Annotated in this window: 16 protein-coding genes; 12 read left to right on the top strand and 4 right to left on the bottom strand. The window is 60.1% G+C overall.

Annotated elements, in window-relative coordinates; all coding sequences use genetic code 11:
- Window positions 1–21: 21 nt before the first annotated feature.
- The gene (locus RGM2987_RS21910) at window positions 22–1,263 is read right to left on the bottom strand and encodes a transporter associated domain-containing protein (protein WP_245144908.1); all 1,242 of its coding nucleotides are present in this window, start codon (window positions 1,261–1,263) and stop codon (window positions 22–24) included.
- 12 nt (window positions 1,264–1,275) lie between these two features.
- Window positions 1,276–2,079 (bottom strand): cytochrome c biogenesis protein CcsA, encoded by an 804-nt coding sequence (gene ccsA / locus RGM2987_RS21905; RefSeq protein ID WP_245144907.1) that lies wholly within the window; start codon window positions 2,077–2,079, stop codon window positions 1,276–1,278.
- A gap of 215 nt (window positions 2,080–2,294) precedes the next feature.
- Here ccsA and ffh point away from each other — a divergent pair, with 215 nt between their 5' ends.
- The 6 genes from ffh to xerD all read left to right on the top strand — a co-directional run bounded on the left by ffh (window position 2,295) and on the right by xerD (window position 6,895).
- Entirely contained in the window at window positions 2,295–3,671 is a 1,377-nt protein-coding gene (gene ffh / locus RGM2987_RS21900) for a signal recognition particle protein (protein ID WP_205889994.1), read from the top strand.
- Between the two features lie 251 nt (window positions 3,672–3,922).
- Window positions 3,923–4,174 carry a 30S ribosomal protein S16 gene (rpsP, locus tag RGM2987_RS21895; RefSeq protein WP_003198088.1) on the top strand — a complete coding sequence of 84 codons (252 nt, stop codon included), beginning with the start codon at window positions 3,923–3,925 and terminating at the stop codon, window positions 4,172–4,174.
- A gap of 5 nt (window positions 4,175–4,179) precedes the next feature.
- Window positions 4,180–4,716, top strand: coding sequence for a ribosome maturation factor RimM (rimM, locus tag RGM2987_RS21890; RefSeq protein WP_245144906.1), 537 nt, complete (start codon window positions 4,180–4,182; stop codon window positions 4,714–4,716).
- Complete coding sequence (gene trmD / locus RGM2987_RS21885; protein ID WP_170845966.1) at window positions 4,698–5,471, top strand: tRNA (guanosine(37)-N1)-methyltransferase TrmD; 774 nt, start codon at window positions 4,698–4,700, stop codon at window positions 5,469–5,471. The genes rimM and trmD overlap by 19 nt, the downstream gene beginning before the upstream one ends.
- Window positions 5,472–5,516: 45 nt before the next feature.
- Window positions 5,517–5,867, top strand: a complete 351-nt coding sequence (gene rplS, locus RGM2987_RS21880; protein ID WP_003175895.1) for a 50S ribosomal protein L19 — start codon at window positions 5,517–5,519, stop codon at window positions 5,865–5,867.
- A 131-nt stretch (window positions 5,868–5,998) separates the two neighbouring features.
- Window positions 5,999–6,895, top strand: coding sequence for a site-specific tyrosine recombinase XerD (xerD, locus tag RGM2987_RS21875; protein WP_245144905.1), 897 nt, complete (start codon window positions 5,999–6,001; stop codon window positions 6,893–6,895).
- A 5-nt stretch (window positions 6,896–6,900) separates the two neighbouring features.
- On the opposite strand, the gene RGM2987_RS21870 is transcribed toward xerD, so the two are convergent.
- A complete protein-coding gene (locus RGM2987_RS21870) occupies window positions 6,901–7,164 on the bottom strand; it encodes an acyl carrier protein (RefSeq protein ID WP_245144904.1) in 264 nt (87 codons plus the stop codon).
- Between the two features lie 821 nt (window positions 7,165–7,985).
- On the opposite strand from RGM2987_RS21870, the gene RGM2987_RS21865 reads away from it, so the two are divergent.
- The 5 genes from RGM2987_RS21865 to RGM2987_RS21845 all read left to right on the top strand — a co-directional run bounded on the left by RGM2987_RS21865 (window position 7,986) and on the right by RGM2987_RS21845 (window position 13,600).
- Window positions 7,986–8,717, top strand: a complete 732-nt coding sequence (locus tag RGM2987_RS21865; protein WP_042730057.1) for a DsbC family protein — start codon at window positions 7,986–7,988, stop codon at window positions 8,715–8,717.
- A gap of 132 nt (window positions 8,718–8,849) precedes the next feature.
- Complete coding sequence (locus RGM2987_RS21860) at window positions 8,850–10,154, top strand: homoserine dehydrogenase (RefSeq protein ID WP_245144903.1); 1,305 nt, start codon at window positions 8,850–8,852, stop codon at window positions 10,152–10,154.
- Window positions 10,155–10,256: 102 nt separating this feature from the next.
- A complete protein-coding gene (gene thrC, locus RGM2987_RS21855) occupies window positions 10,257–11,666 on the top strand; it encodes a threonine synthase (RefSeq protein ID WP_245144902.1) in 1,410 nt (469 codons plus the stop codon).
- Between the two features lie 118 nt (window positions 11,667–11,784).
- Window positions 11,785–13,149 (top strand): transporter substrate-binding domain-containing protein, encoded by a 1,365-nt coding sequence (locus RGM2987_RS21850; RefSeq protein ID WP_245144901.1) that lies wholly within the window; start codon window positions 11,785–11,787, stop codon window positions 13,147–13,149.
- A gap of 163 nt (window positions 13,150–13,312) precedes the next feature.
- A complete protein-coding gene (locus tag RGM2987_RS21845) occupies window positions 13,313–13,600 on the top strand; it encodes a DUF3509 domain-containing protein (RefSeq protein ID WP_245144900.1) in 288 nt (95 codons plus the stop codon).
- A gap of 334 nt (window positions 13,601–13,934) precedes the next feature.
- Here RGM2987_RS21845 and RGM2987_RS21840 read toward each other — a convergent pair whose 3' ends face one another.
- On the bottom strand, window positions 13,935–15,134 hold the full coding sequence (locus tag RGM2987_RS21840) for a CaiB/BaiF CoA-transferase family protein (RefSeq protein ID WP_245144899.1): 1,200 nt from the start codon (window positions 15,132–15,134) through the stop codon (window positions 13,935–13,937).
- A gap of 146 nt (window positions 15,135–15,280) precedes the next feature.
- Here RGM2987_RS21840 and RGM2987_RS21835 point away from each other — a divergent pair, with 146 nt between their 5' ends.
- Window positions 15,281–15,823 carry a YaeQ family protein gene (locus tag RGM2987_RS21835; RefSeq protein ID WP_245144898.1) on the top strand — a complete coding sequence of 181 codons (543 nt, stop codon included), beginning with the start codon at window positions 15,281–15,283 and terminating at the stop codon, window positions 15,821–15,823.
- The last annotated feature ends 86 nt before the right edge of the window (window positions 15,824–15,909 follow it).

Here is a 15,909-nt window from a genome sequence, read left to right as displayed (position 1 = left end):
CTCCCTCGCCACAGGGGGAGATCAGAGAACCGCGGACACCGAGCTGTTATGCCACGCCAGCACCTGGCTGACGCGATTGTCCACGGTCTCGACGATCTCCAGCCGATAGCGGCCGATCTTCAGGCACACCGGGCTCTCGGGAATGGTTTCCAGCGCCTCGGTCACTAGCCCGTTGAGGGTCTTGGGGCCGTCGCAGGGCAGGTGCCAGCCCAGGGTCCGGTTCAGCTCGCGGATCGACGCCGCGCCATCGATCATCAGGCGACCGTCGGGTTGGGGATGGACGTGGGGGTTGTCGAGGCTGTGCTCGCTTTCGAACTCGCCGACGATTTCTTCGAGGATGTCTTCCAGGGTGACGATGCCCAGCACCTCGCCATATTCGTCCACCACCATGCCCAGGCGCCGTTGCTGCTTGTGGAAATTCAGTAATTGCAGTTGCAGGGGCGTGCTTTCGGGGACGAAGTACGGTTCGTGGGAGGCGACCAGCAGCGCTTCCTTGGTCAGGCTCGCGTCTGCCAGCATGTGGCGGATCTGGCGGGTGTTGAGCACCGCTTCGACCTGGTTGATGTCGCTGTGGAACACCGGCAGGCGGGTCCGACGGTTCAGGCGCAGTTGTTCGATGATCTCGCCGATGGGGTCGTCCAGGTTGATCCCGTCGACCTCGCTGCGGGGTACCAGGATGTCATTGACGGTAATGTTGTCCAGGGCATGAATGCCGGAAATCGGTTGCAATCGACTGCCGTTGTGTTCGGGTTCATGCTCGCTGCGCGGTGGAGTGGGCATTTCGTCGTCGCTTTGTTGCACCACTTTGGTCTTGCGGGCAAATGGTCGCAGCAACGATTGGCTGAGGCTGTTCAGCAGCCAGGCAAACGGATAAAGAATCTTCAATGGCACGCCAAGCAAGGTATTGCCCAGTGCCAGCACTGCATCGGCCTGGCGTACGGCCAGGGTGCGTGGCAGATAATCGGCGAACACCAGCAGGGCTGCGCTGGTGCCCAGCCAGGCCATCCAGGGGCCGTTTTCCTGCCAGCTGAAAATCCCCAGCAGGGTGCCGATCACCATGGCCATGGCACGGCACAGGGTATTGCACAGGATCAGGCTGGGCAGCGGGAAGTTCAGCGTCGCCAGCGGCTTGTCGGCAGCGCGCGAGGCCTTGCGTTGGGCCCGCAGGTGTTGCTGGGCGGCTTCGATGGCGGTGAACAGCGCTGACCAGAGAATCAGTACGACCAACACGGCGAGCAGCGGCGCCACGGGCAACGTATCCATCAGGGCCGTCCGTCAGATATGCAGGATGTATTCACGGACCAGTTTGCTGCCAAAGTAAGCCAGCATCAGCAGGCAGAAGCCGGCCAGGGTCCAGCGAATTGCTTTATGGCCACGCCAGCCGAGACGGTTGCGGCCCCACAGCAGCACGCTGAACACCACCCACGCCAGGCAGGCCAGGAGGGTCTTGTGCACCAGATGCTGGGCGAACAGGTTTTCGACGAACAGCCAGCCGGAAATCAGCGACAGCGACAGCAGCGTCCAGCCGCCCCAGAGGAAGCCGAAGAGCAGGCTTTCCATGGTTTGCAGCGGTGGGAAGTTGCGGATCAGCCCGGACGGGTGCTTATGCTTGAGCTGGTGGTCCTGCACCAGCAGCAGCAACGCCTGGAACACCGCGATGGTGAACAGCCCATAGGCGAGGATCGACAGCAGGATGTGGGCAAGGATGCCCGGCTCTTCGTCGATGACCTGCACCGTGCCCGACGGCGCGAACTGCGCCAGCAGCACCGTGGCCAGCCCCAGCGGGAAGAGCAGCACCAGCAGGTTTTCCACCGGGATGCGCGAGCAGGCGATCAACGTCAGGGCGATCACGGCCACGGCGATCAGGCTGGCGGCGTTGAAAAAGTCCAGGCCCAGGCCGATCGGTGTCATCAGGTGGGTGTAAAGGCTGGCCGCATGGCCGAGCAGCGCCAGCACGCCAAGCGTGACCAGCAGGCGTTTGTTCGCCTTGGCGCCGGACGCCAGGCGAGAGCCTTGGTAGAGGGTCGCAGCGGCATATAGGCAGGCGGCGACGAGCGAGGCAAGCAAACTGGGTGACAAGGGGAGCATAAATCCTGTTAGGCAGGCCCGAAAGGCGCTGAGTTTGGCATAGAACCCCCATCGCACGAAAGACCGCCGGCACCGACAGCGAGGTGTACGCGGCACGCTTCTTCGCTATAATCCGCGACCTGCCCACGCCGCAGGCTCGCCGAGCACATTTTTCACGGTCTGGGCCGCCATTATCCCGGTCTCATCTGGGCCTGAAAGGATCGCGCATGTTTGAAAACCTAACCGACCGTCTCTCGCAGACGCTGCGCCATGTCACCGGCAAGGCGAAACTGACCGAGGACAACATCAAAGACACCCTGCGCGAAGTGCGCATGGCGCTGCTTGAAGCCGACGTCGCCCTGCCGGTGGTCAAGGACTTCGTCAATTCGGTCAAGGAACGCGCCGTCGGCACCGAAGTGTCGCGCAGCCTGACGCCGGGCCAGGCGTTCGTGAAGATCGTCCAGGCCGAACTCGAAAGCCTGATGGGCGCCGCCAACGAAGACCTGAACCTGAGCGCCGTGCCGCCCGCCGTGGTGTTGATGGCCGGCCTGCAGGGCGCGGGCAAGACCACGACCGCCGGCAAGCTGGCGCGCTTGCTCAAAGAGCGCAAGAAGAAGTCGGTGATGGTGGTGTCTGCGGACGTCTACCGTCCGGCGGCCATCAAGCAGCTGGAAACCCTGGCCAACGACATCGGCGTGACGTTCTTCCCGTCCGACCTGAGCCAGAAGCCGGTGGACATCGCCCAGGCTGCTATTAAGGAAGCAAAACTCAAATTCATCGACGTGGTCATCGTCGACACCGCCGGTCGCCTGCACATCGATGAAGAGATGATGGGCGAGATCAAGGCGCTGCATGCCGCGATCAATCCGGTGGAAACCCTATTCGTGGTCGACGCCATGACCGGCCAGGACGCGGCCAACACCGCCAAGGCGTTTGGCGACGCACTGCCGCTGACCGGCGTGATCCTGACCAAGGTCGACGGCGACGCCCGTGGCGGTGCCGCGCTGTCGGTCCGGGCCATCACCGGCAAGCCGATCAAGTTCATCGGTATGGGCGAGAAGAGCGAAGCCCTGGAACCGTTCCACCCCGAGCGTATCGCCTCACGGATCCTGGGCATGGGCGACGTGCTCAGCCTGATCGAGCAGGCCGAGCAGACCCTCGACAAGGACAAGGCCGACAAACTGGCCAAGAAGCTGAAGAAGGGCAAGGGCTTCGACCTCGAAGACTTCCGCGATCAGCTGCAACAAATGAAGAACATGGGCGGCCTCGGCGGGCTCATGGACAAACTGCCGAACATTGGTGGCGTAAACCTGGCGCAGATGGGCAATGCCCAGGGCGCGGCTGAAAAGCAGTTCAAGCAGATGGAGGCCATCATCAACTCCATGACCCCGGCCGAGCGCCGTGACCCTGAACTGATCAGCGGTTCGCGCAAGCGCCGGATCGCCATGGGCTCCGGCACCCAGGTGCAGGACATCGGTCGCTTGATCAAGCAGCACAAGCAGATGCAGAAGATGATGAAGAAATTCTCCGCCAAAGGCGGGATGGCCAAGATGATGCGCGGCATGGGCGGTATGTTGCCCGGCGGCGGCATGCCGAAAATGTAAAGAATCTGCGCCGACTGTCATGTCGGCGTTGCCCCGCACGGATGCGGGGATCTCCAGCAAACCCGCGCTACGCGGGAGCTGACTTGCCGTTTTTCATGACGGCTCTATGGCAAATCTTGATCGCATGGCGCCAGGCGCCGGAAAAAGACATTTGCAAAAGTCCGGATATTCCTTAGAATATGCGGCCTTTCGGGCACCTATGCCCGCTGTGCATTTAGATTTGCAGCACCGACTACAGGAACGATGTTCACATGCTAACAATCCGTCTTGCCCTTGGCGGCTCCAAAAAGCGCCCGTTTTACCACCTGACCGTAACCGACAGCCGCAACCCGCGTGACGGTTCCCACAAGGAACAGGTTGGTTTCTTCAACCCTGTTGCCCGTGGTCAGGAAGTTCGTCTGTCCGTGAACCAAGAGCGCGTAGCCTACTGGCTGAGCGTTGGTGCACAGCCTTCTGAGCGCGTTGCTCAGTTGCTGAAGGAATCGGCTAAGGCTGCGGCCTGAGCAATATGAACGCGACGCCAAAAGCTGCTGATGATTTGATCGTTGTCGGCAAGATCTATTCTGTTCATGGCGTTCGCGGCGAAGTGAAGGTGTATTCCTTTACTGATCCGATCAAAAACCTGTTGGACTACAAAACCTGGACGCTCAAGCGCGAAGGCAGCGAGAAACAGGTTGAGCTGGTCAGCGGACGTGGGAACGACAAGTTCCTGGTCGCAAAGCTCAAGGGTCTCGATGACCGTGAAGAAGCACGTCTTCTGGCCGGTTATGAGATCTGCGTGCCGCGCAACCTGTTCCCTGAACTGACCGACGGCGAGTACTACTGGTACCAGCTGGTGGGTCTGAAGGTCATCGACCAACTCGGGCAAATGCTCGGGAAAATCGATCACCTGCTCGAGACCGGTTCGAACGATGTCATGGTGGTCAAGCCTTTCGTCGGTAGCCTGGATGATCGCGAACGTCTGTTGCCTTATACCGAGCAATGCGTGTTGGCCGTCGACCTGGCAGCAGGCGAGATGAAGGTGGAATGGGATGCGGATTTCTAAACGTGGCTAATTTGCGCGTTGAAGTCATCACGTTGTTTCCCGAGATGTTTTCCGCCATCAGCGAATACGGCATAACCAGCCGCGCGGTGAAACAGGAGCTGTTGCAGCTCACTTGTTGGAATCCGCGGGACTACACCACGGATCGACATCACACTGTGGACGATCGCCCGTTTGGCGGTGGTCCGGGCATGGTGATGAAGATCAAGCCCCTGGAAGATGCGCTGGTTCAGGCCAGGACGGCAGCCGGGGAGGGTGCGAAGGTGATCTACCTGTCGCCCCAAGGCCGCCAGCTGACTCAGTCGGCGGTACGCGAGCTGGCGAATTCGGATGCATTGATCCTGATTGCCGGCCGTTATGAAGGCATTGACGAGCGTTTCATTGAAGCTCATGTCGATGAAGAGTGGTCGATTGGCGACTATGTCCTGTCTGGCGGCGAGCTGCCGGCGATGGTCCTGATCGATGCGGTTACACGACTGCTGCCTGGAGCTTTAGGGCATGCAGATTCCGCTGAGGAAGATTCCTTTACGGATGGTCTGCTGGATTGCCCGCACTACACCCGACCGGAGGTGTATGCGGATCAGCGTGTTCCCGACGTGTTGCTAAGTGGCAACCACGCGCACATCCGGCGTTGGCGTTTGCAGCAGTCCCTTGGTCGGACCTACGAACGACGCGCCGATCTTCTGGAAAGCCGCTCGCTTTCTGGAGAAGAGAAGAAGCTGCTCGAGGAATACATCCGCGAGCGGGACGATAGTTAACAACGTATCGATGGTGAGTCCGACGACTTGCCTTAGGAGCACAGCATGACTAACAAAATCATCCTTGCACTCGAAGCAGAGCAGATGACCAAAGAAATCCCTACCTTTGCCCCAGGCGACACCATTGTCGTTCAGGTGAAAGTGAAGGAAGGCGACCGTTCGCGTCTGCAAGCGTTCGAAGGCGTTGTTATCGCCAAGCGTAACCGCGGCGTAAACAGTGCATTCACCGTTCGCAAAATCTCCAACGGTGTTGGCGTAGAGCGTACTTTCCAGACCTACAGCCCGCAAATCGACAGCATGGCTGTGAAGCGTCGCGGTGACGTGCGTAAAGCCAAGCTGTACTACCTGCGTGACCTGTCCGGTAAAGCAGCGCGCATCAAGGAAAAACTGGCTTAAGTCCAGCTTCCGATGCAAAAAAAGCAGCCTGCGGGCTGCTTTTTTGTTGCCTGCGATTTGGTCTTTGAGCACCCTGCATACCTTCGCTTTCTATTTCGATGCAGCGCGTGCCTGCATCCTTCTGAGTTTTTATGCCAGCCATCGATCACCCTCTGATAGACCAGTTTCTCGACGCCTTGTGGTTGGAGAAGGGGCTGTCCGATAACACCCGCGACGCCTATCGCAGTGACCTGGCCCTGTTCAACGGCTGGTTGCAGGAGAAGAACCTGGAGCTGGCCAATGCCGGGCGGGAGTTGATCCTCGATCATCTGGCGTGGCGCCTGGAACAGAACTACAAGCCGCGCTCAACCGCACGGTTTCTCTCCGGCTTGCGTGGGTTCTATCGCTATTTGCTGCGGGAAAAGCTGATTGCGCTGGATCCGACCCTGCGCGTGGAAATGCCGCAACTGGGCCGGCCGCTGCCCAAATCCCTCTCGGAAGCCGATGTGGAAGCGCTGCTGGCGGCGCCGGACCTCAGCGAAGCCATCGGCCAGCGCGACCGGGCCATGCTGGAGGTCCTGTACGCCTGCGGCCTGCGTGTCACTGAGTTGATCAGCCTGACCCTGGAACAGGTCAACCTGCGTCAGGGCGTGCTGCGGGTGATGGGCAAGGGTAGCAAGGAGCGCCTGGTGCCGATGGGCGAAGAGGCGATCGTCTGGGTCGAGCGCTATATGCGCGACGCCCGCCACGAGCTGCTTGGCGGACGCCCCAGCGACGTGCTGTTCCCAAGCCGCAACGGCGACCAGATGACCCGCCAGACCTTCTGGCACCGCATCAAGCACCAGGCCAAGGTGGCCGGCATCGCCAAATCCCTTTCGCCCCATACCTTGCGCCATGCCTTCGCCACCCACCTGCTCAACCACGGCGCCGACCTGCGGGTGGTGCAGATGCTGCTCGGCCACAGTGACCTCTCCACCACCCAGATCTACACCCACGTCGCCCGGGCGCGGTTGCAGGACTTGCATGCCAGGCATCATCCGCGGGGTTGAGGTTTTCAGATGCCTTTGGTTTGGCGCAGGATCAGCTCAACGATTTGTCTGATTGTCGTGATGGTATCCCAGTCTTTTTGAGATGAGCCCAGGGAAAATTTCCATTCGACCTGCATCACGAAGCAGGTCAGGTCGTCATCGATGATATTGAAGTCATGGATGAAGTCAGTCTGTTCTGTCACCTGATCCGGAGCGATGAAGCCGATGGTCTCGACAAATAGCTGAATAACCTGTCTGGTAATGTCTTTCCGGTGACCGTTATCTTCCATTTTTCGCCTCATACGCACATAAGCCGATGCTAACGAGATCGAAGACAGCCAAGCCTGCCGCGACAAAGGGAATACCCCGACCAATAATGCCAAAAACCCGCACGGTCCGGTAACCGAAGATGCTATATGGACTGCGGTCTGGATTTTAAAAAAGACAGTGAAAATAGACAGATCTGATGGTTTAGGGGGAATCGGCCTACATATGTTTCTTTGAAAGAAGCTACTGGCCCCCAGCAACCTCTTCAGCACCCAGATCTACACCCACATCGCCTGGGCACGGTTGTAGGACCTGTACGCCAAGCACCCTCCACGAGGCTAAGTGAGGTCGCTTGATGCTGTCCCTGCTAGAGCGAGCTCGCGATGATGGTGATACATCCAGCAACCCTGCAATCTGACAGGCCGCTATCGCGAGCAGGCTCGCCCCCACATTGATTTGTGAGGTCCGGTTATTTTGTGTTCACCGCCATTCCCCTGTGGGAGCGGGCTTGCTCGCGAAGACGGCGGCACATCCCAACAACTGTGCAAGCTGATCCACCGCTTTCGCGAGCAAGCCCGCTCCCACAGGATATCTGTGGCGAATGCTGTATGCGCAGCACTGAGTAACTCCTGTGGGAGCGAGCTCGCTCGCGAAGACGGCAGTATGTTCAGCGAATGTCCCAAGCCAGGCCCCACAAAAAAGCCCTCGCCAACGTCTTGCATCACCGGCATTCGGCCCCGCGGGCCTTATGTGATAGGCTTTGCCGGTTTGCACAGTGGGCGGCTGGAACCCGGATCCAAGGGTCGGCGTTTCCTCGTCCCATTTGTTCGCCTCAGGAGTCCTCATGCGTTTGATCCAGATGTTCACCGCCGCCGCCATCGCGCTGGCAAGCACCTTTGCCATCGCCGACGATGCGGCCGACAAGGCTATTCGCAAGAGCCTGGAAAACCTTCAGCTCGAAGTACCGATCGAAGCCATCTCGGCCAGCCCGATGTCCGGCCTGTATGAAGTCAAGCTCAAGGGCAGCCGCGTGCTCTACGCCAGCGCCGACGGGCAGTATATCGTCCAGGGCAACCTGTTCGAGCTCAAGGACGGCAAGCCGGTCAACCTCACCGAAATTACCGAGCGCCAGGGCATTTCCAAGTTGATCAACGGCATCCCGGTTGCCGAAACCGTGGTCTACCCGGCCGTTGGCGAAACCAAATCCCATATCACCGTGTTCACCGACACCACGTGCCCGTATTGCCACAAGCTGCACGCCGAAGTGCCGGAGCTGAACAAGCGCGGCATCGAAGTGCGCTACGTGGCGTTCCCGCGCCAGGGCCTGGGCTCGCCGGGTGACGAGCAATTGCAGGCGGTCTGGTGCTCCAAGGACAAGAAAGCGGCCATGGACAAGATGGTCGACGGCAAGGAAATCAAGGCCGCCAAGTGCGAGAACCCGGTCTCCAAGCAGTTCGCCCTCGGCCAGTCCATCGGTGTGAACGGCACGCCGGCCATCGTATTGGCTGACGGCCAGGTGATTCCGGGCTATCAGCCGGCGCCACAAGTCGCCAAACTGGCCCTTGGCGCCAAATGATCATGGGTGATCCGTTTTTGAAGGTCACGGCTCGGCGAAAACCTTCGTCGGGCCGTTAAAAACAAAGCCGCGTTGCTGCGCGGCTGTATTCACGGCCGACCCTAGCGTCGGCCGTTTCATGGGGAGTCAAGAGTGAATCCGGTCAAAGTAGGCATCTGTGGGTTAGGTACCGTCGGTGGCGGCACCTTCAACGTACTTCAGCGCAACGCCGAGGAAATTGCTCGTCGTGCCGGGCGTGGAATCGAAGTGGCACAAATTGCCATGCGCACGCCAAAGCCTCAGTTCCAGACGACCGGTATTGCGATTACCAACGATGTGTTCGAAGTGGCCACGAACCCTGAGATCGACATCGTCATAGAACTGGTGGGCGGCTATACCGTTGCCCGCGAGCTGGTACTCAAGGCCATCGAGAATGGCAAGCATGTGGTCACCGCGAACAAGGCGCTCATCGCCGTTCACGGTAATGAAATTTTCGCCAAGGCCCGCGAGAAGGGCGTGATCGTGGCTTTCGAAGCCGCCGTGGCCGGTGGTATCCCGGTGATCAAGGCGATCCGCGAAGGCCTGTCGGCCAACCGCATCAACTGGGTGGCCGGGATCATCAACGGCACCGGCAACTTCATTCTCACCGAGATGCGCGAGAAGGGTCGCACCTTCGAGGACGTGCTCGCCGAAGCCCAGGCCCTGGGTTACGCCGAAGCCGATCCAACGTTCGACGTGGAAGGCATCGACGCAGCGCACAAGCTGACGATCCTGGCGTCCATTGCATTCGGCATTCCGTTGCAGTTCGACAAGGCCTACACCGAAGGCATCACCAAGCTGACCACCGCTGACGTGAACTACGCCGAAGCCCTGGGCTACCGCATCAAGCACCTGGGCGTGGCGCGCAGCACCGCCAGCGGCATCGAGTTGCGCGTGCACCCGACGCTGATTCCGGCCGACCGCCTGATCGCCAACGTCAACGGCGTGATGAACGCGGTGATGGTCAATGGCGATGCCTCCGGCTCGACGCTGTTCTACGGCGCTGGCGCGGGCATGGAACCGACTGCCTCTTCGGTGGTGGCCGACCTGGTGGACGTGGTTCGCGCCATGACCTCGGACCCGGAGAATCGTGTACCGCACCTGGCCTTCCAGCCGGATTCGCTGTCGGCTCATCCGATTCTTCCGATCCAGGAGTGCGAAAGCTCCTACTACCTGCGCATCCAGGCCAAGGATCATCCGGGCGTACTGGCCCAGGTGGCGAGTATCCTGTCTGAGCGTGGCATCAACATCGAGTCGATCATGCAGAAGGAAGTCGAGGAGCACGACGGCCTGGTGCCGATGATCCTGCTGACCCACCGCGTGGTCGAGCAGCGCATCAACGACGCGATTGCCGCGCTGGAAGCGCTCCAGGGCGTTGTCGGCCCGGTGGTCCGGATCCGCGTTGAACATTTGAACTAAGCAGCTACAAGCTGCAAGCTGCGAGCTACAAGTCAAAGCCGACCGGCTTTTACTTGCGGCTCGTGGCTCACAGCTCGCAGCTCAAACCGAAGGTTTGCCCTTATGCGCTATATCAGCACCCGCGGCCAGGCACCGGCCCTGAATTTCGAAGATGTCCTGCTGGCCGGCCTGGCCACGGACGGCGGTCTCTATGTGCCGGAAAACCTGCCACGCTTCACCCAGGAAGAAATCGCCTCCTGGGCCGGCTTGCCGTATCACGAGCTGGCGTTCCGGGTCATGCGCCCGTTCGTCAGCGGAAGCATCCCTGACGCCGACTTCAAAAAAATCCTGGAAGAGACCTACGGGGTCTTTTCCCACAACGCCATCGCGCCGCTGCGTCAGCTCAACGGTAACGAATGGGTGATGGAGCTGTTCCACGGCCCGACCCTGGCGTTCAAGGATTTCGCCCTGCAGTTGCTTGGCCGCCTGTTGGACTACGTGCTGCAAAAGCGTGGCGAGCGGGTGGTGATCGTTGGTGCGACCTCCGGCGACACCGGTTCGGCGGCCATCGAAGGCTGCAAGCATTGCGAAAACGTCGACATTTTCATCCTGCACCCGCACAACCGTGTCTCGGAAGTGCAACGTCGGCAGATGACGACGATTTTCGGCGATAACATCCACAACATCGCCATCGAAGGTAACTTCGATGACTGCCAGGAAATGGTCAAGGCCAGTTTCGCCGACCAGGGTTTCCTCAAGGGCACGCGGTTGGTGGCGGTAAACTCGATCAACTGGGCGCGGATCATGGCCCAGATCGTTTATTACTTCCACGCGGCGCTGCAACTGGGCGGCCCGGCCCGTTCCGTGTCGTTCTCGGTGCCCACCGGCAACTTCGGCGATATCTTCGCCGGCTACCTGGCGCGCAACATGGGGCTGCCGATCAACCAGCTGATCGTCGCCACCAATCGCAATGACATCCTGCATCGCTTCATGAGCGGTAACCAGTACGTCAAGGAAACCCTGCACGCCACGTTGTCGCCGTCGATGGACATCATGGTGTCGTCGAACTTCGAACGCCTGCTGTTCGACCTGCACGGGCGTAACGGTGCGGCGATTGCCGGGCTGATGGACAGCTTCAGGCAGGGCGGTGGCTTCAGCGTCGAGCCCGAGCGCTGGACCGAAGCCCGCAAACTGTTCGACTCCCTGGCGGTAGACGATGAGCAAACCTGCGAAACCATCGCCGAGGTGTTTGCTCAGAGTGGCGAGCTGCTCGATCCACACACGGCCATTGGCGTGCGTGCTGCCCGGGAATGCCGTCGCAGCCTGGACATCCCGATGGTGACCCTGGGTACGGCCCACCCGGTCAAGTTCCCGGAAGCAGTGAAGAAAGCCGGCGTAGGAAAAGCGCTTGAACTACCTGCACATCTTTCTGATTTGTTTGAGCGAGATGAGCGCTGCACTGTGCTGCCAAATGACCTGAAGGCCGTGCAGGCCTTTGTCAGCCAGCATGGCAACCGCGGCAAGCCGCTCTGACCGCTGGAACCTGTCACATTTTGAAGCCCGTCTCCTGACGGGCTTTCTTGTTTCTGCATGCCAAACTGGCCGGGTTTTCGCCTTGGAGGAGGGGCGAGTCATCTCGAAGGAAGTGCAGATGTCATTTTTTATCAGAAGCAAGCCAGCGCTGGGTTGGGTAATGGGTTTGGCCTTGATGTACTGGGCGCAATGGAGCAGCGCGGCACAATCGGCGGTCCTCGAAACGCCACCGCCTGATGTGCGGCCGGTGCTGGATGCCCTGGAGTTGAAGTGGATCAAGGAGAACCCTCGGGTCATCGTCGCCTCGATGCAGTTTCCGTTGTACCTGTTCAAGAATGAGCTGGGACGCTGGGACGGCCTCAATCAGGACATTCTCCAGCGCATCGCGCAGATGACCGGGCTTGAGTTCGTGCATCGAGAGTCATTTTCGCCGGACCAGTTGATGACGATGCTGGAGAACGGCGAAGCCGACATGACCACCACCCTGGCAATGAATGACGAGCGTAGGAATTTCCTGAGTTTCAGCCATGCCTTTGGCGGTTACGGCTGGGTGTTTGTCGGGCGTGAAGGCGAGTCCGCGCTGTATTCGCTGGAGCAACTCAATGGCAAGGTCCTGGCGCTGCCGGCACGGCACGCCCTGGAAGCGGAAATCCGCCGCGACTACCCGGCCATCAAGCTGCGTACGGTCAAGACCAACGGCGAGGCGCGGGCGCTGGTGGAGAGCCGGGAAGCCCACGCCACCATCGAAAACGAAACAGGGGTGCATCTCTATCCGACAGGGCAGTTGCAGGTAGGCACCAGCGTGGAGGGCAAATGGGAACCGGACTACCTGGCCGTGCGCCAGGACCTGATACCGTTGCTCAATATTCTGAATAAGGCGCTGGAAGTCTTCCCGGCCGAGGAGATGCGCGCGCTGCGCTCCAAATGGATGGCCGGCAGCGCGCCCGCCCAGGAGCCGTCGTTCTGGAGACGGCTGTCCAGTTGGGGTTACTGGTGCGTAACGGTGGTGCTGATATTCGGCTTGCTGTCGGTGCTATGGAACCGCCGCCTGAAAGTACAGATCGATCAGCGCCTCAGGGCCGAGGCTGTGCTCAAGGACCAGTTGATGCTCCAGAGCGCCTTGATGGACGCCATCCCCGACCCGATTTTCATCCGGGACCTGGAAGGCCGCCTGATCATGTGCAACAAAAGCTATGAGGACCAGTTCGCGACCCGCTTCGAACGGCTGCGGGGGACGCGGCTGATCGACTGCGCGGCGTTCCCGCCGGCCACGGCCGAGTTGCTGCACGGGGAAGTCATGGAGCAACTGCGCACCGGCCAGCCTCGATACGTCGACCGCCAGCTGATGTTTCGCAGCGGCCTGCGGGAAATCTACCATTGGTCGGTACCCTTCTATGGCGCCGATGGTCAACTGCGCGGCCTGCTTGGGGGCTGGATCGACATCGGGCGTCGTTGGAGCCGGTCCGACCGGTTCCTGGCCTGAGGCGGGCCGATGCAGGCTGTTGTCTACCTGTCATATTGGACGCGCATGCTCGATTGAACGGGTTCCGGCGTGCCGGCTCGGTGCGCTAACGAACTTTCTGCTGCGGCCCACGGTCACTTAGTGTGTACATGCAGTTGTTTTCGGACTATTGAAGGGTGAGCGAATGGAAAGTATCAGCCTATTGCTGGGTGAGGCTTTGAGCCCGTATCAGGTCACGCTGACTCCCTCTGGCGCCAAGGGCGAATGCCTGGTGACACTGAAGAATACCTCTGGGGCGATCATGGTTGAACGGGTGTTCAACCAGGCCCAATTGACCGACAAACGTCAGTTGACGGACGTGGTCGATGGCTTGCATCGCGATGTACTGATTGCCGAGGGCCGCCTGGAGCCTTGTGTGATCGCAGCGCTGCGTAACCTGGCCGCCGACAAGGTTATGGCCGCCCCGAATTGACTGAGATTTCGTGGGAACCTTCCTACACTCTGGAGAGTCAGACTTTTTACCAACAAGAGCGAGCATTGTGCTCCGGTGCTCGTCGCTTGTTGTACGAACCTTGATATGGGTTACGTTTAACCCCGAGTTGTCTCCCCACTTCTCGGGGTTTCTTTTTGCCCGGCGTTTTGTCTGGCGTTCAAACTTCAGTGTGACGCTTTTTGTGGGAGCGAGCCTGCTCGCGATAGCGGTGTGTCAGTCACATCAAGTCGACTGACCCGACGCTATCGCGAGCAGGCTCGCTCCCACAGTTGGTCCTTCGGCAGTCACGGACTCTCGTTCGCAGCACGGCTCGTCAAATGGCACCGTCGCTACGTAGTTTGGCGATCTGTTGCGCATCGTAGCCCAGGGCACCAAGCACCTGTTCGTTGTGCTCACCCAGTCCCGGCCCGACCCATTCGGACGTCCCGGGCGTGTCGGAGAGTTTCGGTACAATGCCCGGCATCTTGAACGCCTTGCCGTCCGGCAGTTTGGCCTGCAGGAACATTTCCCGAGCCAGGAACTGTGGGTCGCTGAACATATCTTCGGCGCTGAAAATCCGGCTGGCCGGCACCTCGGCCCGGTTCAGCTGCTCGATCACGCTATCGAGCGGCAGCGAATTGACCCAGCGATCAATCACCCCATACAACTCGTCGCGTCGCCCGTCTCGACCGTCATTGCTGGCCAATTGCGGGTCGTTTGCCAGGTCATCCCGACCGATGACCTGCATGAAACGCTTGAAGATCGCATCGCCGTTGGCGCCGATTTGCACATGTTTGCCGTCGGCGCTGGTGTGGATGGACGAAGGCGTGATGCCGGGCATGATGTTACCGGTGCGCTCGCGGATGAATCCGAACACGTCGAATTCCGGCACCATGCTTTCCATCATGGCGAAAATCGCTTCGTACAAGGCCACGTCGACCACTTGTCCGGCGCCGCCGTTGACCTCGCGGTGGCGTAGGGCCATGAGCGCACCGATCACACCCCATAAGGCGGCGATGGAGTCGCCGATGGAGATCCCGGTGCGCACCGGCGGGCGATCCTCGAACCCGGTGATGTAGCGCAGGCCGCCCATGGATTCGCCCACCGCGCCAAACCCCGGCTGGTCTTTCATCGGTCCGCTCTGGCCGAACCCCGAAAGCCGCACCATCACCAGTTTGGGATTGAGCGCGTGCAGGACCTCCCAGCCCAGGCCGAGCTTTTCCAACACCCCGGGACGAAAGTTCTCGATCAGGATGTCCGCGTCGCCGATCAGCTTCTTCAGGATCGCCAGGCCTTCGGGGTGTTTCAGGTTCAAGGTCAGGGACTTCTTGTTGCGGGCCTGGACGAACCACCACAAGGACGTGCCTTCATACAGCTTGCGCCACTTGCGCAGAGGATCGCCGCCGTCGGGCGATTCGACCTTGATCACCTCGGCGCCGAACTCCCCGCAGATCCGCGAGGCAAAAGGCCCGGCGATCAAGGTGCCGAGTTCGATGACTTTGACGCCCGCGAGCGGTTTGGCAGTAAGCGACATGACGGATCCTGTAGGACAAAAGCAAATCGGTAGAGCGTTTTATCATAGGCCAGCCGCAGTCGCCGCAGGTTGATGGTCGGCAATTCGTGGATTGGCCGCGTCATCGGTTAGACTTGCCGCCTTTCCTCGTATCAAGAAGCCCGTTCATGGCCCAGCCGTCCACGACTTACAAATTTGAACTGAACCTCACCGACCTCGACCGCAATGTGTACGAGAACGTGAAGCAGACCATCGCCCGCCATCCTTCGGAAACCGAAGAGCGCATGACCGTGCGCCTGCTGGCCTACGCCTTCTGGTACAACGAGCTGCTGTCGTTTGGTCGCGGTCTGTCGGATGTCGATGAACCAGCGCTGTGGGAAAAGAGCCTGGATGATCGTGTGTTGCACTGGATCGAAGTCGGCCAGCCTGACGCCGAGCGCCTGACCTGGTGTTCGCGACGTACCGAGCGCACCAGCTTGCTGGCCTACGGCAGCTTGCGGGTCTGGGAAGGCAAGGTGATCCCGGCGGTCAAGGGCCTGAAGAACGTCAACATCGCCGCCGTGCCCCAGGAAGTGCTGGAAACCCTGGCCCAGGACATGCCCCGCGTGATCAAGTGGGATGTGATGATCAGCGAAGGCACGATTTTCGTGACCGACGACCGTGGTCAGCATGAAGTGCAGTTGCAATGGTTGCTGGGTGAGCGCGGTTGATCGATTGACTAGAGATTGAGTGAGCCCGATTCAGGACTCATGTGGCGAGGGAGCTTGCTCCCGCTTGGGTGCGCAGCGCCCACAAA

Source organism: Pseudomonas sp. RGM2987 (assembly GCF_022952855.1).
Taxonomy (GTDB): domain Bacteria; phylum Pseudomonadota; class Gammaproteobacteria; order Pseudomonadales; family Pseudomonadaceae; genus Aquipseudomonas.
The sequence above is the reverse complement of the archived record's forward strand: the minus strand, read 5'-3'. Positions and strand labels throughout refer to the sequence as shown.

What these genes read in the sequence shown, in the direction of transcription:
- rimM (WP_245144906.1), top strand. Translation starts at nt 4,180, where the DNA reads ATGAACGCGACGCCAAAAGCTGCTGATGATTTGATCGTTGTCGGCAAG.
- RGM2987_RS21865 (WP_042730057.1), top strand. Translation starts at nt 7,986, where the DNA reads ATGCGTTTGATCCAGATGTTCACCGCCGCCGCCATCGCGCTGGCAAGC.
- thrC (WP_245144902.1), top strand. Translation starts at nt 10,257, where the DNA reads ATGCGCTATATCAGCACCCGCGGCCAGGCACCGGCCCTGAATTTCGAA.
- trmD (WP_170845966.1), top strand. Translation starts at nt 4,698, where the DNA reads ATGGGATGCGGATTTCTAAACGTGGCTAATTTGCGCGTTGAAGTCATC.
- RGM2987_RS21870 (WP_245144904.1), bottom strand. Translation starts at nt 7,164, where the DNA reads ATGGAAGATAACGGTCACCGGAAAGACATTACCAGACAGGTTATTCAG.
- xerD (WP_245144905.1), top strand. Translation starts at nt 5,999, where the DNA reads ATGCCAGCCATCGATCACCCTCTGATAGACCAGTTTCTCGACGCCTTG.
- RGM2987_RS21850 (WP_245144901.1), top strand. Translation starts at nt 11,785, where the DNA reads ATGTCATTTTTTATCAGAAGCAAGCCAGCGCTGGGTTGGGTAATGGGT.
- RGM2987_RS21845 (WP_245144900.1), top strand. Translation starts at nt 13,313, where the DNA reads ATGGAAAGTATCAGCCTATTGCTGGGTGAGGCTTTGAGCCCGTATCAG.
- RGM2987_RS21840 (WP_245144899.1), bottom strand. Translation starts at nt 15,134, where the DNA reads ATGTCGCTTACTGCCAAACCGCTCGCGGGCGTCAAAGTCATCGAACTC.
- ffh (WP_205889994.1), top strand. Translation starts at nt 2,295, where the DNA reads ATGTTTGAAAACCTAACCGACCGTCTCTCGCAGACGCTGCGCCATGTC.
- rpsP (WP_003198088.1), top strand. Translation starts at nt 3,923, where the DNA reads ATGCTAACAATCCGTCTTGCCCTTGGCGGCTCCAAAAAGCGCCCGTTT.
- rplS (WP_003175895.1), top strand. Translation starts at nt 5,517, where the DNA reads ATGACTAACAAAATCATCCTTGCACTCGAAGCAGAGCAGATGACCAAA.
- RGM2987_RS21910 (WP_245144908.1), bottom strand. Translation starts at nt 1,263, where the DNA reads ATGGATACGTTGCCCGTGGCGCCGCTGCTCGCCGTGTTGGTCGTACTG.
- RGM2987_RS21835 (WP_245144898.1), top strand. Translation starts at nt 15,281, where the DNA reads ATGGCCCAGCCGTCCACGACTTACAAATTTGAACTGAACCTCACCGAC.